The following is a 22,690-nucleotide window of genomic DNA, read 5'->3' on the forward strand; positions in this document are numbered from 1 at the left end:
TTGACCGTGTCTTAAATTGTGATATGCTCGTTTCATTTTTTTGTTTGTTTTCAGGTTATTTTATGAACGAAGACTTACTACCGGATCGTTGGCTGCCGCGCGTTTGGCAGGCAGATAACCAAAAATAATTCCGACGCCAACCGATACGCCAAAAGCAATAAGAATGCTAAAGGCAGAAACAATTGTTTTAATATCGAACACGGCCGTAATAATTTGCGAGAGTACAACGCCCAGAATTATTCCGATAATTCCTCCGGTTAAACTGATTAATGTTGACTCGGAAAGAAACTGTGCGATAATGTCTTTTTGTTTGGCACCCAATGCCTGACGAACACCAATTTCGCGAATACGTTCCAATACAGATGCCAGCATAATATTCATAATACCAATTCCGCCAACAACCAGCGAAATACCTGCAATTACACCTAAAACGATGTTGAATATCTTTTTTGTTTTTTGTTGTTGTTTAAGCAGCAATTCGGGGATCGTAACTTCAAAATCGTACAAATCGGAGTGGCGCCTGAGCAACATTCGTTTTATTAATGTTGCCGAGTTGTTGAGTTGTTCCGTTTCCTTTATCTGAACAACGATCTTGTCGAGTTGGTTAAGATTATCGTCGGTGTCAATCGGCTCTTCTTTTTGTTCCGGGCCGCCATAAATAACCACCATACCATTTCCATTTGCGTTTTTATTGGCATTTAAAACTTCGTCGGCCCTGATTAGCGAACGGTTTTTAAAACGCAACAGCATGGTTTGTACGGGTATAAAAATTTTATTGTCGGAACTGCTGATCCCCAGTTCGTCGGATGCCGATGCGGTAAAATCGCGTCGTTCAACAACTCCTATAATTTTTAACCAAATCTGTCCGCATTTTATGTATTTCCCAATGGGATCCTGCTGACGAAAAAATTGCTCTTTAATGTTATTTCCAACCACACAAACGGGTAGTCCTTTTTCTGCCTGAGTAGCGTTAAAACGACTTCCTTCGGCCAGTTGCATGTTAAATAAATCGAAGTAATGATTATCAATTCCTTCGAGTACGACAGGTCTGCTGATACCATTAAGCAGGGCCGAATAGTTAAAGGAAATTACCGGCGAAATACGTTCAACAGTTGGAACAATTTTTTTGATGGCCTCAACATCAAGAAGTGTCAGTCCTTTCGAAAATTTCTTAGCAGTGGGTTGGCCATTGCCGTCGCCACCTCCTCCGTCGGATAATGAATAAGTGCTTGGCGTTATAACAATGTTGTTTACCCCAACCAGTTTTATCTGTTCCAGAATTTCCTGCTCGGCACCATTCCCAATGGCCATCATACTAATTACCGCAGCAACACCAAAGATGATACCGAGAGCGGTAAGTATCGATTTCAGGCGGTTGGCTATAATGGCTTCAACCGCTATCAGAATATCGTGTAAATATCTTTTTATAAACATCTTGTTTGGTTTGAGTGGTTAATTAGCTGAAATAACAGTAACACCAGCAGGTAAAGCCATTCCCTGAGGCAATTCAGGTGCTTTTTCCTCTTCCCGTTCCTTTTTTCTTGCTGCTTCCTCTGCAGCTTTTTCGGCTGCTTTACGTTTTATATCGGCATAAATTTCAAAACCTGTTAGTTTGTAATCGCCGGCATCTTCGGGTTCCAGTAGCTGCACTTCCTGGCCTTCTTCAAGTCCCTGGTTTATTACCACATAATTTTCGTTGGCTTCGCCGGGCTCAATAATTTGTGCGGTTTGCGAATCAGAAAGATATACATAGGATAAGCTATCGTTTGAAAATACAGCCTCAATTGGAATATAGGTGGCATTTTCAATAAAACTGGCCTGGATCGTGTTACTGGTGGTCATGGCTGGTTTCAGCTCGGGGTCGGAGCCGTTGACCTTAATTTTTACCTCAAAAACCTTTGCATCACTTTTGGGCATCACTTGCCCCATGTTGGCTACGGTGGCTACTTCTCCGTTTAACGTTTTATCAGGGAAAGCATCAATTCCAATTTTTACTTTCTGGCCGGGTTTTATCAGCGCAATATCAATTTCGTTTATAAAGGTTTTGGTAACCAGGTTACGCATGTTTGGGAACGTAGCAATAATCGGGCTCCATTGCGACACGCGCGATCCGGTTTCTACAGTACCTCCCCACTCGTATTGATGATAGGAAATAATACCTGCTTTGGGCGAATAAATGATCAACTTATCCATTAATCTTTCCAGTGCATCAACGCGTTCTTTTACTTGTTTGTAAGTGATGAATTTGCGGTTCACCTTATTAATTTCCTGTTGAGTTTTTAATTCATAGGCCTGTTTTGATTGTTCCAGTTTTCGCAAGGCTTTGTCGTAATCCATTTTCACCTTTTTTTGCTCTGAAGGTGATTCATAAATCGATTCATCAACCGCAATCTTTCGTTCTTCTACATCAAGTGTGGCGTTAATAATCTGGTCGCGTTCGTTGCTAAGCGTCAGGTTGGAGTCGATCTTACTGTCGTTGTATTCCGACAGTATTTTTTCCATCTCATCCTGCGCATCTTTTAACTGTTCCTGAACAGCCTGATGATCGAGTGTGGCCACATAATCCCCCGAATCTACATAGGTTCCTTCTTCAACAATATCAGTAATTGTTAAGTTAGAAATACGCGTTTGGCGATCCTTCATTTCTTCGGGAATATAAACATGGTCGGAGTTTTCCGATTCGAGTTGCCCGCTTGAGTACACCAGCACTTCAAAAGGGCCTTTCTTTACGGTAGTGGTAATTTGAGTGGTTTCGTTTTTCGAACCTGATAATACAATAAATACCACAAACAGTAGAATTACTGCCATGGCGGCAAACAGCCAGTTTTTTTTCTTCATTTTTAGTATGCTTTTAGTTTTCAATGGTAACGGGTGAATTAGGCATGAGGGCATGCTGTTTTTAAGTATAATTATGAGGATTTCGTTTCATTGTTTTAGTTTTCGTTTCTGTTTGAAATTGTTTTTTCTTGTTTAACAAAAATTGTGCCTTGGCATAAATTCAACGAAAGAAACAAAAAATAAGTATGAAATTTTGTTAAATAAACTTCAAATAAACTAAATGAGTAGTTTTTTAACTGAAAGTTCAGTTTGAGAGTCTGGTTTTTAAAATACCGGCTTGTGCCAGTGTCATTATCAGTACGCCAATAACCGTTATCATTCCGCCAATAAACTGGTGCAACAACGGAAAGGTATGAAAGACAAGGTAGGCACCTGTTAAAACAAAAATACCTTTTAGCGTTTGCACCACTGCCGAGCGCGATGCATCGATAAATTGATAGGAATAATACACCGTTAAAATGGCGACGAACTCGAGGAAGGAACCGATAGATACGTTGGCAAGAGCCCTTGATGAAATGCTGGCTTCCGGGCTGTAGATAAAAAATGCAATAAGCGAAAATGCGAACAGCCAGGTATAGCGGTTCAGGTTAAACAGCTCGGGGCTTATATTTTTTACATGCACTTTTACAATTAGTGTAGCGGTGGTGGCAAATAGCGCGTTAATTACAACCACGCCGGTGCCGGCAATAAACAGCGTTTTTAAACTTGTACCACCCGAATAACTGATAACAAAAGTACCGATTAGTGCCAGCGATGCACCAATAACTTCTACCCAGCCAAACTTTTCTTTTAGCAGTACAATACCACCCAAAGTAACCATTACCGGGAAAAGATTACCAATAAAAGATGTGACTGAAGGATCGGGGATAATGTTTATAGATATAAAAAACGAAGTGGTTGTGAGTATTTCGAGAATGCCGAGTAGCAAAAGTATACGGCGTTGCCTTTTATCGAGAACCTTTAACTGACCCAACTTTTTGTTTTTTAATGCAAAAAGTAAACTAAAGAGCATCCCTAAACCACACCAGTAAATACCAAATTGTGTTAAATGAATTTCATTTAACGCAGCCTTACTAAAAATGTAAACGTTTGAGAAAGCAATGGTGGCAACAAGGGCCAGCAGATATCCCTTAAATGTGGCTGTTTTCATACTGTCAAAATTGATAACTTTTAAAGGTAAAGTACGGAATCGGTATCGATTGTAATAATTCTCTCCGGGCGACTATTATCGAAACTTGTTTCATTCCTAATAATTGTGTTGTATTTCCGGCGTCATAATTACAATTTAATTCCTCTCCGGAAGAGGTGGTAAAGATAGAAAATCAATGCAAAAAGTAAACCGGTATATCAAATCGTAAAATTCCAATCTTCAAATGGTAAAAAATATTACAAATCAATTACATTCTGCAATCTTTAAAATGAAAACTTTGGATAAATATTCGGTGTTTATAGCTTTGTTGCGTTTAATGTTAAAACCAGCAAAATGTCGAAGACCCGAAAAACATTATTAATTTCTTTTTTAGCAGCTGCTTTTATTTTGGCAGGTATTGGTTCTTATGCAAGATTTGAGCATTGGAGTAACATGCTTTGCTGTCGTTTGGTTTTCACCGGATTAATTATGGCCACCGCAGCCCTTGTTGTTGCCATGTGGCGGCCGAAAATGCATTAATTTACACGAGTACACATTTTTTCTTAACCCAACATTAACCTTCCCGAAAGTTTCAGCCGCAATCTTCAGAATCAATTATCTTTGTAAAGATATATTAGTGGTACGCTCGCACTGAGTGAACACTACAATTAGAATATTAACTATCGGACGGCTGCAGCATCAGGTTTGAAGAAAACTTCAGGCTTCGGTCTTCCTGCTTAAAACAAAAATATGTTACCTAAAATTAATCCTATTGAAACCAAAGCCTGGCAAAAACTGGAAGAGCTATATTTCGAGTTTGAAGGCACGCATATTAAAGATCTGTTTGCAGCCGATGCTGACAGGTTTGAAAAATACTCGCTGAAATTTGAAGATATCCTGCTCGACTTCTCGAAAAACATTGTTAACGATGAGGTGAAAGAAGCATTGCTGGAGCTGGCTGAAGAGTGTGGTTTAAAAGAAGCGATTTCGGCCATGTTTTCGGGCCAGAAAATTAATGCGACCGAAGACCGTGCAGTACTTCATGTGGCGTTACGCAACCGCAGCAACACACCAATCGTTGTTGATCGCGAAGATGTAATGCCTGAGGTAAATGCTGTGCTCGACCAAATGAAAGGTTTTACCGGAAAAGTGATTTCGGGCGAGTGGAAAGGATACACCAGAAAAACAATTACTGATATTGTTAACATTGGTATTGGCGGATCAGACCTTGGTCCGTTAATGGTTACCGAGGCGTTAAAACCTTATAAAAACCATTTGAAACTGCATTTTGTATCGAATGTTGACGGAACACACATTGCCGAAACACTAAAAGAAGTTGATCCGGAAACGACGATGTTTATTGTGGCTTCAAAAACGTTCACCACGCAAGAAACCATGACCAATGCCAACACGGCTAAAGACTGGTTCCTGGAGTCGGCAAAAGATTTGGAGAATGTAGCCAAACACTTTGTTGCCGTTTCAACAAACGCCGAAGCGGTTTCTGCTTTTGGAATCGATACCGATAATATGTTCCGTTTCTGGAACTGGGTAGGTGGACGTTATTCGTTGTGGTCGGCCATTGGTTTAAGCATTATGCTTGGCATTGGTTACGACAACTACATTGAGTTGCTGGAAGGTGCTCATACCATGGACAAACATTTCAGCGAAACCGATTTTGATAAAAATATACCGGTGATCCTTGCTCTGATCGGACTTTGGTACAACAATTTTTACGGTGCCGAGAGTGAAGCTATTCTTCCATACGACCAGTACATGCACCGTTTTTCAGCCTATTTCCAACAAGGAAACATGGAAAGTAACGGTAAATATGTTGACCGCAACGGCGAGCAGGTAGATTACCAAACCGGCCCGATTATCTGGGGAGAGCCCGGAACAAACGGTCAGCACGCTTTTTATCAGCTGATCCATCAGGGAACAAAACTGATTCCCTGCGACTTTATAGCATCGGCAATTAACCACAATAAAGTAGGTGATCATCATCCGAAATTACTGGCCAATTTCTTTGCACAAACTGAAGCAATGATGGTGGGTAAAACGGAAGAGCAGGTGGTTGCCGAATTAAAAGCTGCCAGTAAATCGGAAGCGGAAATTAAAGAATTAACGCCGTTTAAAATATTCATGGGCAACATCCCAACCAACTCGATTTTGGTGAAACAATTAACGCCTCGTGTTTTAGGATCGTTAATTGCCATGTACGAACACAAAATCTTTGTTCAGGGAATTATCTGGAATATTTACAGTTTCGATCAGTGGGGAGTTGAGTTGGGTAAACAGTTGGCCAACGCCATTCTGCCGGAACTGAACAACGACGAAAAAGTAACAGGCCACGATGCATCAACCAATGGTTTGATCAACGCCTGGAAAGCAATGAGATAAAAAGATTCTCACCATAATTTTCTGAAATGCCATTCGCTTAACGGGTGGCATTTTTTTTCGTTTTACTTTGCATCATAAGGAATTAAAAAATGTGCTAACTTCAGGCGTCAAACAATCTTGCCATGGCCAAGGAGAAGATTTATAATATTCCGAATGCATTGAGTGCCTACCGCCTTATTATCTTTCCCTTTGTTTTACTGCTACTTTTTCAGAAAAATGAAAGCCTGTTTTCCATCTTTATTGCAATTAATCTGTTAACCGATTTTCTGGATGGTTTTATTGCGCGAACATTTAATATGGTAACCAAATTTGGTGCCCGTTTGGATTCGCTGGCAGATTACGGAACGTATTTGTTGGCTTTTTGCGGACTATTTACCTTTAAACGTACCGACCTGCAAAGTCACGGATGGCTTTTATATGTATTTATGGTGTTGCTTGTACTGTCTCAAATTATTCATATTTATAAGTTTGGAACATTTTCCAGTCTCCATCTTTATTCATTTAAAACCACCGGTTATCTGCATGGCCTGCTATTTATTTTGTGGTTTTTTATCGGTTTTTTTCCTGGTTACTATTATTTCGCCATGGGATTTGGGATATTGGCCGAATTGGAACTAATCAGTATCACATTGATATTGAAACAAAAACGTTCGAATGCACGGGGAATTTATTGGGTGTTAAATGAGTAGCTCAGAAATTGCCTGAGAGGACAGTTCTTTCCACGGGGAAATTCAGAAGCGGTATGAAGACAATACGTGTAGCCCGCTTGTTTTCCTTCGTTATTAAAGTTTTAACACAATTTTCTTGTTAACTCGCCAAATACCTTGTGTGGAGGAATTTTATCGTAAAGAATTTGGTAAACCGCTTCGCAAATCGGCATATCTACTTGGTGCTTTTCGTTAATTTGGTGAATGGATTTTGTAGCGTAATAACCTTCGGCAACCATATTTAATTCCAATTGTGCTGCTTTTACCGAGTAACCTTTTCCAATCATTGATCCGAAAGTACGGTTGCGGCTAAATTGCGAGTAAGCGGTAACCATCAGGTCGCCCAGATAAGCCGGCGCTTTTATGTCGCGGTCAATTGGATGAACCTGGTCTACAAAACGTTTAATTTCCTGGATAGCCCGCGAAACGAGTACCGCATGAAAATTGTCGCCAAAACGTTGCCCGTGTGCAATACCGGCGGCAATGGCAATAATGTTTTTCAGTACAGCGGCATATTCGGTTCCCCAAATATCATCCGATGCCGAAGTGTAAATATAATCGCATTCAATAAGCTGTGTAAATTTCATCGCCTTCTCTTCGGTGGTGCAGGCCACGGTAAGGTACGACAGCTTTTCGCGCGCAACTTCTTCGGCATGGCACGGACCCGCCAAAACACCAATCATATCATGATCGACATTAAAATATTTTAGCAAATATTCAGCTACCAAAAGGTTTTCGTCCGTAACAATTCCTTTAACTCCCGATAAAATGTATTTACCCGAAAGATCTTTTACATCGGCCAACACGGTAGGAAGGAATGCTGAAGGAACAGCTATTATAAGAATATCGGAATGAGCAATGATGCAATTTATATCGTCGCAGAAATTGATTTTTGAAGTATCAAACTCAACTTCGTGCAAATAACGCGGATTGTGTTTATTCTTTTTAAACGTTTCGATGGTTGATTGCTTACGAAAATACCAGTTAATCTCGTTTACGTTTTCTAAAAGAATTTTCGCCAAAGCTGTTGCCCAGCTACCACTCCCGATTATGCCAACTTTGTCTGTTTTTAAATTCATTTCTGTGATAAATAACGCGCAAAGGTACAATTTGTACGAGCTTAACGAAGAAAAAGTATGATTTTAATAGTTTTTAAGAATTCGGTTTTTGAACAGGGAAAGTTTTATTCTATTGTAAACTAACAGGGTAGAGATGTGTGCAGGGTATTTGTTAATTGTAAGATGAATCTGTATTTTTAGTAAATATGTTCACAAGGAACTGAGTTTGATGAAACAAGTCCCGAATATTGGTGATGAGTTCCAGCTTAATCCAAAGAAAACAACCAATTTTAATGAAATGAAAGAAGAAGTAAGTGAAAGTTCAATTCGTTTAAGAGCAATGATCGAACAAGCCATTGCCGATCATAAGATCACGCGCGACGATTACGACAAGATTATAAATATTGCCACCGAAGACGGCTATATCGATAAACACGAAAAGGCTTTGCTTAGCCAGTTACAACAAATGATTGAAGACCGGCTTGTGAAGTTTGTTATCTAAAAAAATGCTATGAAGAAATTTCTAAAAATTGCCGGAGTAACCATCGTTGTTTTGGTTGTCTTCGTATTGGGGTACGCGTACGTGAGCTTTAATTCCTATTCGCCCACCGACCCCGATGTAACGGTCGACAAAGCAAAACTTGCCTATTACCAAAACTCGTGGGAGGAGTGTCGGGCTGCGTTCAGGGCGCAAGCCAATTCCATGAAAACGCGGTTTGATAGTGTGGTGATATTTTCGCGATCGGTAGAAAGCAAAACCGACACGGGTTTAACCATTGATTTTTGCTACATACCGGCAAGCGACACCACTGAAAAACTGGTGATGATTTGCTCCGGGACACACGGCATTGAAGGTTTTGTGGGCAGTGCGGTACAGCAACTACTAATGGCCGAATTTTTTAAGCCTGAGATGCTTAAGAATACCGGGGTTTTGCTGGTACACGGATTAAATGCCTGGGGCTTTAAAAACCAGCGGCGTTTTACAGAAAATAATGTCGATCTGAACCGGAACTACAGTACCGATAAATCGCTCTTTGACACAAATAACGATGGTTTTGTGGCGCTTTATGATATGCTTACGCCAAAAGGTAAGTTGAACATGAATAGCTTGGGCAACAAATTCTTTCTGGTAACGGCTGTTAATCAAATAGCCCGAAAGGGAATGCAGGCATTGTTACAGGCTTTTGCCCAGGGGCAGTACGAATTTCAGGAAGGAATTTATTTTGGAGGAAACGATTTTGAGCAGCAGGTGGCAATTATGTCGGAAGTTTTAACTGACATTGCAACGCCTTATTCCACCCTCTTAAACCTCGATCTGCATACCGGTTTTGGCGAGCGGGGAGAGTTGCATCTTTTTCCGAATCCAATCAATGATCCGGAGTTAAAAGCAAAGACCGAGCAGGTATTTAAAGGCTATCCAATCAATTGGGGCGACTCGGATAATTTCTATACAGTATCTGGACAGTTCGTAGAATACATTGGTGACTTGCTGCCCGATAAAACATCGATTCCTATGTTGTTGGAGTTTGGTACTTTAAATACAAGTTCAACAATTGGCGCAGTAATATCGGCACACATTTCTATTGTCGAAAATCAGGGCGCACATTACGGTTATAAATCAGAAAAGGACAGTTTAAAAGCATTGGCCGGTTATTACGAAATGTTCTACCCTCCATCCGAAAAATGGCGCAGCAATGCACTTAGTGTTTCGTTTGATATGATTGGAGATATTTGGGAGAACTTTGCGGAGTTGTAGCACTGGATGCTGGATACTTGATACTTGATACTTGATACTTGATGCTGTGACTGAAGACTGTGACTGGATACAGCGATGAACTGTGTGAGATTTTTCGGCGGATGGTAGAAATGATTCTCGTGAATTTGCGCTATTTTAGCAGATAAGCAATAAGAACCCCCAAATAATTTCCAACGGCATAACCGGCAATTCCAACAACCAGTCCGGTTAAAATTACCTGGCGGTTTTTTAATGCGCCGGCAACCACCGGAACAAACGGTGGCGAGCAGATAAGGGCGCTGGTTGAAATGATGACCGTATCGGCATCAATTTTAAAAATACGGGCCAGAACTATGTGAATAATGTGCGACCCGTAAACAGCCAACGCCACATAGTAAAACAGTGAAAAGGAGATATTAGATAATTTACTGATATCGGCCATGGAGGCAACGGTTAAACAGAAAATTAGGATGAGGTACATCCCCAGCTGAAAGGTCTTTTTTATGGCTTTTATTTTGGGCACAAACGAAAACGCAATTCCAAACGAGGTAATAAGCAGAATAACAACAGCTGTTTGATACTCTTTGGGCAAAAGCAGACTGATACCGTAACTCACACCTAGAATAGCCACTGAAATTCCAAACGCACCAATTAATGGCAGTAAGGTCTTTTTCCTCAACATCCCGTCGTACGATTCAAACTCTTCTTCCATATTCATTTCTGCAACGGCTGTATCTTCTGTTTTAACCGGTTTAAAAGGCGGCAAAAACCACAGAAACACTTTCTGCCCGATGGAAAGAATAAAAACCAGGTAAATGGCACCAAGCGTAAGGTCGTAGGTGTGGGTCATAATGTACAACTCCTGCGAAACATTCAAAGCTGTTTTCATGGCGGCCATATTTGGTGTTCCGCCGGTGTACACACCTACCAGCATTCCGGCCACCTGCCAGATGTTTTCAATATCGTTTCGGAAAATAAAAAAGCCGATAATTACAATCAGCAACACCGAGATCAATCCGGTTATAAGCGCCAAAAATGCCGATCGTGCCATTTTAAACCACGAACGTACATCAACCGAAAAAAGGATCAAAGGTAAGGCCAACGGAATGGTAATATCCGTAAGCATATTCTGGTATTTTTCGGCCCCGTGAGGCAGTACGCCCATGTTGCCAATAATTAAACCAACCCCGTAACAAATCAGTACGGCGCCAATTTTCTTTAATATCGAAAACTTGCCTTCAAGATAAATAACAACAAGAGGAGTGATAACAAAAAGAATAATTAACGCCAGAAACGGTGTCTCCATAGTTTTAAAATTTTCCCTTACCGGGCGGTAAAGATATCAGAATGAGGAGAAACTACAAACTGGTAATTATTTTCGGGCATTGTATTTTGTTTACGCATTATTCTGTTCCATAACCACCGCCTCCCGGCGTTTCAATTATAAAAGTGTCGCCTTGCTCCATGTTTATATTCTGGATGGAATCAAGAACGACCTCTTCGCCATTGGCACGAACTACTTTTTGGCACCCCGGTTTTCCGTCTTTTCCTCCATTTAAGCCAAAAGGCCCGGATTTTCGACGTTGGGTGAGAACGGAAAGATTTACCGGCTCCAGAAATTTTAATACACGTTTCACGCCGTCGCCACCGTGCCATTTGCCACTGCCGCCTGAGTTTTTTCGAATGCTGAATTCCTCCAAACGAACCGGGTAACGGTGTTCCATTATTTCAGGGTCGGTAATGCGCGTGTTGGTCATGTGGTGATGAACAGCGCTGGCTCCGTTAAAGCCATTTCCGGCACCGCAACCACCGCAAATGGTTTCGTAGTAGCCAAAATTCTTGTTGCCAAACAGTGTGTTGTTCATGGTTCCCTGGCTCGCTGCCACAACGCCAAAAGCTTTCAGCAGCGTGTCGGTTAGGCGTTGACTGATTTCAACATTGCCACCAACCACGGCAGGACATTTTGCCGGGTCATCATCAAAATCAGGGTTTAATAATCCGGTTGGCAATATAAAATCTACAGGCTCCAAAAGACCGTCATTCAACGGAATGGTTTCATTCAACAACAGCCGGAGCACATATATACTCACACTTTTTACGATTGCCTCAGTGGCATTCATATTGCCTTTGTGTACCGCCGAACTGCCGGTAAAATCGATGCTGCAGTTGCCATCATTAAGCTGAATGTTTACCTTCAGTTTTGATCCGTCGTCGAGGTATTCTGTAGCCGAATAATTACCATTTTTAAATTTCTGAAGTGTGGCTTTCATTTTTTGTGAAGCATGTTCGCGCAACAGGTCGAGGTAATTTTGCACGGTTTCTTTTCCGTGTTTATAGATGAGGTCGGTCAAGGCTTCAGAACCATTTTTATTGGCTGCCAACGCGGCGTTCAAATCAGCCAGGTTTTCTTCAACCGATCGGGTTGGGAATTTGCTGCTGAGCAAGATCTTTCGCATCCCATCCCAATCAGGTTGTCCATTTTTTACCAGGTAAAAGGGAGCAATACACACGCCCTCTTCCTCCAGATTTTTTGCATTTGGTGGCATTGATCCCGGGCTGATCCCGCCAATCTCGGAATGATGCGCCCGGTTTACTACAAAACCAACACGTTCGCCGGAATAAAAAACCGGCGTAACCAAGGTAACATCGGGCAGGTGCGAACCGCCGTATTTTGGGTGATTAGTAACGATGGTGTCACCCTCCTTAAAATCAAAATGTTTAATCAGTTCACGCACACAAACGCCAAGTCCACCGAGATGTACAGGTATGTGCGGAGCATTAGCCACCAGACGCCCGTCTTTATCCAGCAGAGCACATGAAAAGTCGAGGCGTTCTTTAATGTTTACCGACAAAGAGGTACGCTGCAGCAAAGCCCCCATATTTTCGGCAATGGCCATAAATCGATTCGTGAACAGTTCCAGCTCGGTTTCTCGGTTTTGCATCGTGTCAGCTTGCTGGTTTTCGGTCTGGCTTTTTAAAATGGCCGTTCCTGAATGTTGCAATTCCAATGACCAGCCATTCTTCACGAAAGTGGTAGAGAAACTATCCAGGAAAAGAGCGGGACCTGTTATTTGTGCTCCTGCTTTTAATTCGTTTCTTACAAAAACAGTAGTCCCGTTTTCTGTCGTTTTCAGCGGTTCGGGCAGATAGCTTGTTTTTGTTGTAGTGATCGTTTCTTTGTCCGTATTCTCCACGGCAGCCAACACCCGAATTGCCTCAATCTCTATTGCGCGGTTGCTAACGGTGTGCCCGTACACTTTTTTGTATTGTTGATGGAAGTCGGTAATCAATTCTTCAACGTCGGAAAAATGAATTTCAAGACTCGAATCCTGACCTGCAAAACGCATAAATACCATGCGCTGGCGTATACTTATTTTTTCTTTGTTGAAACCTTCGTTTTGTAATTTTTTTGTGGCCTCTGTTTCAATTTCGTTGAACCAGTCGGGAAGCAGGTTATCAACCTCGCTTAAATCCTGCAGCACTTGTTTTTCAGCAAATCGTTCAACACTTGCATTGCCAATTCCGTAGGCACTTAACAGTCCTGCATCTTTTGGCAGAAGAATGTTTTCTATTCCAAGAATTTCGGCAATGTCGCAGGTGTGCAAACCGCCCGCACCACCAAATGCAACCAGTGCAAAGTTTTTTGGATCATAACCCTTGGTAATTGAAATTTTCCGAATGGCTCCGGCCATAATTTCGTTAGCAATGGCAATAAATCCGTTTAAAACCGTTTTGGCTGATACTTGATCCCCGGTGCTCTTTCGCATCGAATTGAGCAGCTCCTCGAGGCGTTTCTCTGCTTCATTTCTGAAAACAGGAATGCCGAATTGACTGGCGTCAAGCCGGTTTAAAAGCAGGTTTACGTCGGTAATCGTAAGCGGTCCTCCGGCACCGTAACACGCCGGTCCGGGATAAGCACCGGCACTTTCGGGGCCAACAAAAAGTTTGTAGCCATCAAAACCGCAAATGGAACCGCCACCTGCAGCCACGGTTTCAATGGCAATGGCCGGACTGTTTATTCGGGCATCACCAACCTGCAGTTCGTAGCGGTAGTCAAACTCACCATCAATACGCGAAACATCGGTACTAGTGCCGCCCATATCAAAAGTGATGAGTTTAGCGTAGCCTTCTTTCCCGCCGATTTCGCGTGCACCAACCACTCCTCCGGCCGGGCCACTCAAAAGACTGTCTTTCGGATGGAATTTATCGGCCGATACCAAACCTCCGGCGCTGGTCATAATCTGGAACAGATTTCTTCCTGTTTTTTCAGCAATGCGGTTTACGTAGCTATGAATGATGGGACAGAGGTATGCGTTAACGACCGCCGTTTCGGCGCGATTCAAAAGCTTTATTAGCGGAGATAATTCTGATGATTGGGAAACAAAACGAAATCCCATATTTTTCAGAAGTTGTGCTAGTTGGTGCTCGTGCTCAGGATTGATAAAGGCGTTCATCAGCGCGATAGCAACCGATTCAATTTCGTTAAGATCGACTTCGTTTAGCTTTTTTTTGAGGCCATCAAAATCGAGCGGTTTTAAAACTTTGCCCGTAGACTCGATACGTTCATCCACCTCGATGATTTGATGTGTCAGTTGCCTTGATTTTTCCACGTTCATCGCAAAAATATCGGGGCGTGCCTGGTTGCCAATTTCCAGCAGATCGGCAAATCCTTTGGTAACGATAAATAGTGTTTTGGCACCCTTATTTTCCAACAAAGCATTGGTCCCTTTTGTAGATCCAAGTTTCAGGTGCAAGTCCGGAAACACTTCGTTCAATCCCGTTTGAGTGATCAGTCGTGCTCCTAAAACCGGAGCTTCCTCGTGCGAAGTGAGTTCAAAGTTACTGCCTTCCATTTCAGGAGTAAAACAAGGAGCATCGAGATCAAGTATTCTTTTCTGCACATCAAACGATACAACTTTGCCACCAGCGGTTTTTTGTTGTAGCAATCGAAATGAAAAGCCATTAAAAATGTCGCGATGTAAGTTCCATGTATCTGCGATAACACATTGGTTTGCTGAAATCACTTTTTCGATTGTACTGCGCAGGCTGCTGCTGCTCAGAACCTTTTGACGGTATTCTGTACCCATCTCATCAATGCCGATACAATCGGTGAAGGTCCCACCTGTGTCTACAAAAAGTTGAAAATATTTATTTGCCATGTTACTTCTTTTGTCCTTTAAACCACACCCACGCTGAAATCATTATTGCCACAATACCAATGCCCCAAAGTACCCCATTTCCAGGAGTAAGCATTGGCAAAAATACACTGTAAAATGCTTTTGTGGCGCTGTTCAAACCGAGAATCAGTGTTGCAAAAATTACAATCAGCATTAACACATTCAGAGGTGTAGGATTTGTTTTTGTTCCGGTTATTGCCTTGTTGTTGATTACGATAAACAGGAAGATGCTCACAAATGGCAGCAGAAATCCATTTAATGCCTGTGCCAGAATGATTGCCGGGATGGGTTTTACATTCACCACGGCAAAACCAATTCCGGTAAGCAAAACCACAAACCAGCCCAGTTTGAAATTCAACGAATTTGCCTGCCATTTTTCAGGATATTTATTTCCGAAAAGGCTTTTTAATGTAATGGCTGCCGCCAGTGGTGCGGTTACCGATGAGGTAAAACCGGCGGCAAACAAACCAAATCCCAGCAGGTATTTCCCGGCAGGGCCAACTTTCTGTTGCAAGGCAAGAGAAAGATTCTCGAATGAAAACTCTGTCAAAACAGCTGTTCCAACAATCAACACGGCCATTGAAAATAGTCCGCCCAGTAAAATGGCCACTGCCAGTCCGAAACGCATTTCTTTTACCGATTGTTTCTGGCTGGAAATACCGGAGCCCAAAAAGAGGTTGTAAGGAACAATGGTTGTTCCGATCAAGCCTAAAACCAAAAGTCCGGCTGCATTGGTCGATGGGAAACGCGGTACGAAAGTCCCTTTCAACAGGGCATTTAATTCAGGTCGAATTAAAAAGGCAGTAATTAGAAAACCGATGCCCATTAACACCACCACAAATCCCATTATGGTGGAGATTATTTTTAATGATGGTATATTTAGAATAAGGGCTGCTACGCCGCCAATGATCAAAACCAGCATCCAGGCAGGCAGTTCAAAGATTAGCCTGAATCCGGCAACAGCTCCCAGCAGGTTGCCCATTTCATATGCCGCGGCGCCAACAACAATTGCTCCCAAAACTAAAATCAGAATGGGCAGTTTGGCTTTGCTTTTTTCAAACTGATGCACAATTGCCTGCCCCAGATTTAACCCGGAGATGATGGTTAAACGTGCTGCCGCTTCCTGCAAAAGTAAACAGGCAAACGTAGAAAAAAGTAAGGCCCAAAGCAGATCAGTTCCCAAAGCTGCACCTGATTTGGCAGCGGTAGTAATTGTTCCGGGCCCGATAAAAGCTGCCGATACCACCGACCAGAAAAGGATATTAAGAATGCGTTTTTTTGTAGACATAATCGTTTGAAAGCTCCAAAATACAAAAATCGAACATCAAATATTTTGAATCGGCCACAAAATGGAAAGTGCGGATGAAAATTCAGGTTGAGTGTTTACTTCAATTGCTTAAAGAGCCATATTTTATAAAAATTGTAGTCAAAATATTAACTTGCACAAGAACGCCAGGATGGACAATATTTATAAAAAATGAAAAACGACTTTTCCCTGTATTTCTTGTTATTGATAATCATTTTTGCAATTACAACCAGCTGCACTAAAACATCTGAGATTGCACAAAATCCAAATCTTGTGTATGAGAACTATACTCCAAAAAACACAGACAGAACCATCAGCAGGGAAGATTATTACAAAAAACTTCAGGGCTTTTGGCTGGCTACCTGCATTGCCAACTGGACCGGTTTAGTTACCGAAATGGACAAAATCGGAAATATTGGCGAAGTGAAAACCGGTGACTTTTACACCCGAAACGACTGGGGCAAACCCGATCAGCCAAGTATTTGGGCAGAAGGTATTCCAAGTGATTTGTCGCCTGTAATTGATTTTGTGTTTGCTGATGTTGATAGTGTTTGGGGAGCCGATGATGATACGGATATCGAATACATTTACCAGGAACTTTTATTAAAATATCAGACTTCTGTTTTAACGGGCGAACAAATTCGCGAGGGGTGGCTGGAGCATATCAGGCACGAAGAGGAAAACTATTTGTGGGTGTCGAACCAAAAGGCTTTCGATTTAATGAAAGAAGGATTGGTTCCGCCGGCAACCGGAGATCCGAAAAATAATCATGAATTTGAAATGATTGATGCGCAGTTAACCACCGAGGTTTTTGGTTTGTTTGCGCCAGGCAGGCCTGATATTGCGTTAAAAATGGCACAGTTGCCAATTCAGAATACTGCCCGCGAAAACAGTCAGTGGATTTCGGAATTTTATGTATCAATGTTTTCGCTGGCCTCGGCAGTTGATAAAACTTTGCCATTGAAAGATCAACTGTTTTGGATGGCAGAACAAGCGAAAGACCGTCTGCCGGAGACGTCTTATTCCCGCGCAATGTATGAGTATGTGAAATCAAAATACAACGAAGGTATTCCGTGGGAACAGGCCCGGGATTCGGTTTATACCCGGTATCAGCTTAACCAGGCCGATGGCTATGATATGACATCGCGGAATTTATATTGTAATGCGTGTTTTGCTGCCGGAATTAACTTTGCGGCGAGTTTGGTTAGCCTGTTTTATGGCGAAGGTGATTTGTTGGAGACGATTAAAATTGGAACACTCTGCGGTTGGGATGCGGATAATCCTACGGCAACATGGGGTGGTTTAATCGGATTTATGGTTGGCAAAGAGGGCGTTGAAAAGGCTTTTGGCCGGAAGTTCTCCAATCGTTTTAATATTCAGCGAACCAGGATCGGCTTTGAGGAGATTGGAGTAGACTCTTTTGAAAATATGGCACTTAAGGGAATCTGGATCATCGATAAAGTCGTTCAGGAAGAAATGAATGGCGGAGTGGATTTAAAAAACAACACTTGGTATATACCAAATACAACCAACAATTGAAACCTAAATGGAGCAAAATTAAAGAATTTCTACTGCCGGGTTTTCCACTCGCGTGCCAACAAAGCATAAATAACATCATCAACCCACTTGTCGTTTAGCAACAGGCTTTCAACAAAATGCGCTTCTTTTCGAAATCCGAGTTTTTCGAGCAAAGCAACTGATGCAATATTTTCGGGATCGATCGAGGCAGTAATTCGGTGTTTTTTCAATTCGCCAAACAGGTGGTCGATAACAGCTTTGGCTGCTTCGGTAGCAAATCCTAAACTCTGGTGCTGCTTGGCAATGGTGTAGCCTATTTCAACTTGTTGCTCGTCGATAAAATGAATACCGATGTCGCCAATTAATTCGTTATTATTTTTTTCCACTACGGCCAGTTGAAACCATGTATCCGGCACATTAAATTCGACAGACAATTTCCCCAAAAATATTTCTACATCGTCAAGTGTTTTCGGAATCCAGCCCTGGTATTTGTTGGCCTCTTCATCCGAACGATATCTTAAAATCGCATGTTTATCGTTTGCTTCGATCGGGCGTAATACTAGTCGTTTGGTGTTTAGTTGCATTTTAGTTTTTAGTTTGCTTCACGATCCAGTTTTTCATCGTTTTTAAAACTTCAGAATCGATGGTTTCTTCAATTTGCGAATACTCAGCCGCCGAACCGGTGTCGCAGTTCTGGAAAAGATGGTTCAGGTTTTCAAAAGCAATAGTGGTAACTTTTGTGTTTCCACCACTTGTAATGGCGGATTTTATTGAATCCAGATTCGATACCGGCACCTGTACATCTTTTGCACCATTAATGGCCAACACCGGACATGTTACTTTTTCGAGTGTCGGTTTTGGATCGTAGGTTAAAAAATAGCGAAACCAGTTGTTGTTTACACCGGCAATTTTAGCATCAATTGCGGCTTTCATTTCGTCGTTCATGCCGGGATAAAATCCCTGCGAAAGGATGGTTCGTAGTTGCTCAAGCGTTTTTGCGGAGTCGGGCTCCGTTTTTATGATTTCAAAAATACGCTGATTAATCATCGCGCTTTGTTTTATCTGAAATTCCGGCAAACCCGCTGCTTCCAGCGCCAGTGCATTTTGCTCTTTCAGAATTTGTTCGCCAACTGTTCCGGGGCCGGCCATCATTACTATAAAAGCAATGTCTTTTGATTTGGTAGCTGCAATCGGAGCAATCAAACCTCCTTCGCTGTGCCCAATCAAACCAATATTTTGAGGATCGATTTCTTTTCTTGTTGTAAGTAATTCTACCCCGGCAAGTACGTCTCCGGCAAAATCTTTACTGGTAGCTGTTGAGATATTTCCTTCGGAACCGCCAACTCCACGATCGTCAACACGTAATACCGCAATTCCATTACGGGCAAAATAATCAGCAATCACCCAAAAAAGTTTGTGCCCATATATGGTTTCGTCACGATCCTGAGCACTCGATCCTGTTATCATCACCACTGCCGGGCAAGGAGAAGTAGTATCCGGACAGGTTAACGTGCCCGCCAGTTTATAACCCGACTCAGTATTCACGTACTCCACATCCTCAATGAGGTAGGGGAATGGTGGTTGTGGAATTTGCGGTCGTTTTAAGATGGGAACTTCATCGGTTTTTACAAGATTCAACGGTGTGTTAATTCCGTTTTTACTCCATTCGCCTTTTATGGTAGTATCGTTTTGAAAGACACCTGAATATGTATGATCATTTTTGGGCGTGTAAATAACCATACTGTCGGTTGTGACCTTTATCAGTTCGCACGGCAGGTCTTTTGTTCCGTCTTCAAGAACAGAAAGAGTGATGATCGGTTTACCACTTTCATCTTCCGAAACATGAAACGAGGTGGTAATTTTCAAGGTTGGCAAATTCACTTTCCCTACCCAATAACCATTTAGGTTTTGCGCATCTGCCTGATTCAATCCGCAAAATAGAATCAAAAGCAGAATAAGGATACAGCTCACTTTCATGTTATTAGTGCTCTTAAGGTTTATCCAATACTCTGATCTCTTTTAGTAAAACTTCCAGTGCCGGCGAGGCCATTTCGCCGTGGTTAAAGCCGTCGAGTTCCATTAGTTTGCAGTTTTTATGGCCGGCTACTTTCATCATGCGCCACATGTAGGCATTCTCTTCGTAACGGCCCAACATTTCCTGTTCGCGATCGCCAGTAATAAAGATCGTGGGAGGAGCATCGGGGCGAACAAAATAGAGTGGTGCATATTCATCAACAATCGCTTGCGTGCCTGGAATTCCTCTTTCATCGCGAATGGTAAAGTGTGTAACTGTGTGTCCGCTAAAAGGAATGAGCATCGCAATATGGTCGGCATTAATATCGTGTGCGGCAAGGTAATGTTTGTCGAAGCCAACCATGCTGGTAAGGTAGCCACCGGCCGAATGTCCGCTAACAACAATTTTGTCTTTTCTTCCGCCATATTTTTCAATGTTTTTAAAGGTCCAGGCTACTGCCGCTGCGGCATCCTCGATATAAACCGGGCATTTAACTTTTGGCGACAATCGGTAGTTTACAGCCACTACTGCAATTCCCTGTTCTTTTAATTTCTCGGGAATAAATTTATTTCCGCCTGTTATTCCGCCACCATGAAACCAAACCACAGTGGTAAAATCAGTTTTATTTTCCGGGTAATAAATATCGAGTTTGCAACGTTCCTGAGCATATTCCGAAGCGTCAGACGTGTACAAAATGTTTTCGTCGGTGGCATACTCAGTGTTTTGTGCAACAAGGGTTTGCGCACCAATTAGAAAAAAGATGAGGGAAAGAAAAATATAGTTTTTCATGCTTACTTTTTTTGATTTCGGGCTAAAGTACAAAAGAATTTGGAACAGTGGAATTGAACTCAGGTAAATAGTCGGGTGGAATCGGAGTTGTTGAAAATGAATTATTAATCGTACATTTAAATGTTAAATACACAAAAAAGCTAGCAATTGTGAATAAGAATTTACTGATTTTCATAGTTGAAGACAACAAACTTTACCACAAACTGGTGGTTGAATTTCTTCAGAGACAAGGAATGAAAAGGGTTAAGTCGTTTTATAATGCCGAGGATTGTTTGGCGGCTGTAAACAAAGGCGAGCGTCCTGATATTGTTATCGAGGATTATCATTTGAATGACACTACGGGGATTGCCGTTTTGCAGGCGGTAAAAAAAGTCAGCGAACGTACCGAATTTATTTTTCTCACTTCGCATGAAGACATGGAAGTAGCTGTAAATTCGATAAAATACGGTGCCTACGATTACATTATAAAAGACAACGATATTGCCCTGAAAAAGGTGTACAACAAAATTGGGAAAATATCGAAAATTATAGAGCTCGAAAAGCGAAACCGTTTTGTACAAAATGCCATGGCTGTTTCGCTGGCCATTTTAGTTGCCATTGTCGTTCTTGTTGTCCTCCGCGAAATTTTTAACGTGTTCTGATAAGCGAATCAGAAAGTAGGTTAATGTGCCGCCACTTGCATTAGCAGTCCGCACATCCACGCTCCGTAGGTTCCTAAAGCATAACCTAAAACGGCCAGTAAAACACCAACCGGTGCCAGCGACGGGTGGAATGCAGCTGCTACAACAGGGGCACTTGCCGCACCTCCGATGTTTGCTTTACTACCAACCGCAAGGAAGAAATATGGTGCACGGATCAGTTTTCCTACAATCAGCAGCAGAATTACGTGAATAGCCATCCAGATTCCGCCAACCAAAAACAATCCAAGGTTGTCGAAGATCTTGCCAACATCCATTTTCATACCAATGGTTGCTACCAGAATATAAATAAAGATTGTACCTATTTTTGAAGCGCCGGCTCCTTCGTAATTACGGAGTTTTGTAAACGACAACGCAATCCCAATGGTGGTTGAAAGGATAATTAACCAGAAGAATTTTGAGGTTAAACTAAACTTGTTTAATGCCGGAGCATGAACTTCGATGTAAGGGGCGATCCAATCGGATACCAAATGCGCAAAACCGGTAACACCAAGCCCAATGGCTGCAATAACCATAATATCGGTGCTGCTAGGAATGCGTGCTATCCGCTGACTGAATTCATGCATATGATCTTTTAGTTGGGTAACACTGCTGGCGTCGGCTTTAAAATGTTTATCGATCTGTTTTGCCTTTCCAACCCCAATCAGTAAAATGGCCATCCAAACTTCGGCAACCAATACATCAACGGTTATCATTATCGAATATAAATGATCCGATGGTTTAAAAATTTCGTACATGGCAGCCTGGTTGGCACCACCACCAATCCAGCTTCCGGCAATGGTTGTCATTCCGCGCCAAACAGCATCGGGGCCTGCGCCTCCAACAAGATCAGGATTAATGGCCGAAGCAGCTAAAATAGCCAGTGGCCCGCCAATAATAACACCAACGGTTCCGGTAAGGAACATGATTAGCGCTTTACTCCCCAATTTAAACACTTCTTTAAGGTTGATACTTAGGGTTAGTAAAACCAAACTTGCCGGCAACAAATAGCGCGATGCCATAAAATACAGCTGCGAGTGTTCGCCGTCGACAATATTAAAAGTGGTGAGCAAACTGGGTAAAAAATAGCAGAGCAGCAGCATCGGAATAACACTGTAGAATTTCTTAAAAATGGGTTTCGACGAATTGCTGGTATAAAAAATAGCGGCCAGTAATGCCAATAATAATCCTAATACTACTGCGTCGTTTTTAATAAGTGCTTCTACTTGTTCTGTTTCCTGCATACCTCTCTTTTTTTGCCTCAATTTTATCTAAGGTGGCAAATATAAAAATCTTTTCAGGTTTAACAACTTGATATTGGTCAGGTTCAATGCTTTATCCATCC

The 22,690-nt window shown here is 42.0% G+C and carries 18 protein-coding genes; 7 read left to right on the forward strand and 11 right to left on the reverse strand.

The genetic code is table 11. The annotated features are described in order from the left end of the window. Positions 1–60: 60 nt before the first annotated feature. The 3 genes from LH29_RS16890 to LH29_RS16900 form a co-directional block, all read right to left on the reverse strand. Entirely contained in the window at positions 61–1,434 is a 1,374-nt protein-coding gene (locus tag LH29_RS16890; protein ID WP_045032080.1) for an ABC transporter permease, read from the reverse strand. Between the two features lie 18 nt (positions 1,435–1,452). Further along, positions 1,453–2,838, reverse strand: coding sequence for an efflux RND transporter periplasmic adaptor subunit (locus LH29_RS16895; protein ID WP_052671043.1), 1,386 nt, complete (start codon positions 2,836–2,838; stop codon positions 1,453–1,455). A 244-nt stretch (positions 2,839–3,082) separates the two neighbouring features. Continuing rightward, positions 3,083–3,988 (reverse strand): DMT family transporter, encoded by a 906-nt coding sequence (locus LH29_RS16900; protein WP_045032082.1) that lies wholly within the window; start codon positions 3,986–3,988, stop codon positions 3,083–3,085. A 333-nt stretch (positions 3,989–4,321) separates the two neighbouring features. Here LH29_RS16900 and LH29_RS16905 point away from each other — a divergent pair, with 333 nt between their 5' ends. The 3 genes from LH29_RS16905 (at position 4,322) to LH29_RS16915 (ending at position 7,053) form a co-directional block, all read left to right on the forward strand. Continuing rightward, on the forward strand, positions 4,322–4,507 hold the full coding sequence (locus LH29_RS16905) for a hypothetical protein (RefSeq protein ID WP_045032084.1): 186 nt from the start codon (positions 4,322–4,324) through the stop codon (positions 4,505–4,507). Between the two features lie 210 nt (positions 4,508–4,717). Then, positions 4,718–6,364: a glucose-6-phosphate isomerase gene (gene pgi, locus LH29_RS16910; protein ID WP_045032087.1), complete on the forward strand. Its 1,647-nt coding sequence runs from the start codon at positions 4,718–4,720 to the stop codon at positions 6,362–6,364. Positions 6,365–6,486: 122 nt separating this feature from the next. Continuing rightward, complete coding sequence (locus LH29_RS16915; RefSeq protein WP_045032089.1) at positions 6,487–7,053, forward strand: CDP-alcohol phosphatidyltransferase family protein; 567 nt, start codon at positions 6,487–6,489, stop codon at positions 7,051–7,053. A 101-nt stretch (positions 7,054–7,154) separates the two neighbouring features. Here the strand turns inward: LH29_RS16915 and LH29_RS16920 are convergent, their stop codons facing one another. Beyond that, positions 7,155–8,150 carry an NAD(P)H-dependent glycerol-3-phosphate dehydrogenase gene (locus tag LH29_RS16920; RefSeq protein WP_045032091.1) on the reverse strand — a complete coding sequence of 332 codons (996 nt, stop codon included), beginning with the start codon at positions 8,148–8,150 and terminating at the stop codon, positions 7,155–7,157. Between the two features lie 208 nt (positions 8,151–8,358). On the opposite strand from LH29_RS16920, the gene LH29_RS16925 reads away from it, so the two are divergent. Together LH29_RS16925 and LH29_RS16930 are read left to right on the forward strand one after the other, a co-directional pair. Beyond that, positions 8,359–8,631 carry a hypothetical protein gene (locus tag LH29_RS16925; RefSeq protein WP_198152490.1) on the forward strand — a complete coding sequence of 91 codons (273 nt, stop codon included), beginning with the start codon at positions 8,359–8,361 and terminating at the stop codon, positions 8,629–8,631. A gap of 9 nt (positions 8,632–8,640) precedes the next feature. Next, positions 8,641–9,885, forward strand: coding sequence for a M14 family metallopeptidase (locus tag LH29_RS16930; protein ID WP_045032093.1), 1,245 nt, complete (start codon positions 8,641–8,643; stop codon positions 9,883–9,885). Between the two features lie 130 nt (positions 9,886–10,015). Here the strand turns inward: LH29_RS16930 and LH29_RS16935 are convergent, their stop codons facing one another. The 3 genes from LH29_RS16935 to LH29_RS16945 form a co-directional block, all read right to left on the reverse strand. Continuing rightward, positions 10,016–11,170, reverse strand: coding sequence for a DUF819 family protein (locus LH29_RS16935; protein ID WP_045032095.1), 1,155 nt, complete (start codon positions 11,168–11,170; stop codon positions 10,016–10,018). Positions 11,171–11,267: 97 nt separating this feature from the next. Continuing rightward, on the reverse strand, positions 11,268–15,023 hold the full coding sequence (locus LH29_RS16940) for a hydantoinase B/oxoprolinase family protein (protein ID WP_045032097.1): 3,756 nt from the start codon (positions 15,021–15,023) through the stop codon (positions 11,268–11,270). A 1-nt stretch (position 15,024) separates the two neighbouring features. Further along, positions 15,025–16,329, reverse strand: a complete 1,305-nt coding sequence (locus tag LH29_RS16945) for an NRAMP family divalent metal transporter (RefSeq protein ID WP_045032099.1) — start codon at positions 16,327–16,329, stop codon at positions 15,025–15,027. 189 nt (positions 16,330–16,518) lie between these two features. On the opposite strand from LH29_RS16945, the gene LH29_RS16950 reads away from it, so the two are divergent. After that, complete coding sequence (locus LH29_RS16950; protein WP_045032101.1) at positions 16,519–17,886, forward strand: ADP-ribosylglycohydrolase family protein; 1,368 nt, start codon at positions 16,519–16,521, stop codon at positions 17,884–17,886. A gap of 29 nt (positions 17,887–17,915) precedes the next feature. Here the strand turns inward: LH29_RS16950 and LH29_RS16955 are convergent, their stop codons facing one another. The 3 genes from LH29_RS16955 to LH29_RS16965 are packed head-to-tail and all read right to left on the reverse strand — an operon-like array spanning position 17,916 to position 20,668. After that, positions 17,916–18,449 (reverse strand): GNAT family N-acetyltransferase, encoded by a 534-nt coding sequence (locus LH29_RS16955; RefSeq protein WP_045032102.1) that lies wholly within the window; start codon positions 18,447–18,449, stop codon positions 17,916–17,918. Between the two features lies 1 nt (position 18,450). Next, complete coding sequence (locus LH29_RS16960) at positions 18,451–19,842, reverse strand: alpha/beta hydrolase family protein (RefSeq protein WP_045032103.1); 1,392 nt, start codon at positions 19,840–19,842, stop codon at positions 18,451–18,453. Between the two features lie 13 nt (positions 19,843–19,855). Next, positions 19,856–20,668 carry an alpha/beta hydrolase gene (locus tag LH29_RS16965; RefSeq protein WP_045032105.1) on the reverse strand — a complete coding sequence of 271 codons (813 nt, stop codon included), beginning with the start codon at positions 20,666–20,668 and terminating at the stop codon, positions 19,856–19,858. Between the two features lie 149 nt (positions 20,669–20,817). Between LH29_RS16965 and LH29_RS16970 the strand changes: the two genes are divergently transcribed. After that, entirely contained in the window at positions 20,818–21,309 is a 492-nt protein-coding gene (locus LH29_RS16970; RefSeq protein WP_045032108.1) for a response regulator, read from the forward strand. 20 nt (positions 21,310–21,329) lie between these two features. On the opposite strand, the gene LH29_RS16975 is transcribed toward LH29_RS16970, so the two are convergent. Beyond that, on the reverse strand, positions 21,330–22,589 hold the full coding sequence (locus tag LH29_RS16975) for a DUF819 family protein (protein ID WP_045032110.1): 1,260 nt from the start codon (positions 22,587–22,589) through the stop codon (positions 21,330–21,332). Between the last annotated feature and the right edge of the window lie 101 nt (positions 22,590–22,690).

This window comes from Draconibacterium sediminis, from assembly GCF_000949475.1.
Classification (GTDB): domain Bacteria; phylum Bacteroidota; class Bacteroidia; order Bacteroidales; family Prolixibacteraceae; genus Draconibacterium; species Draconibacterium sediminis.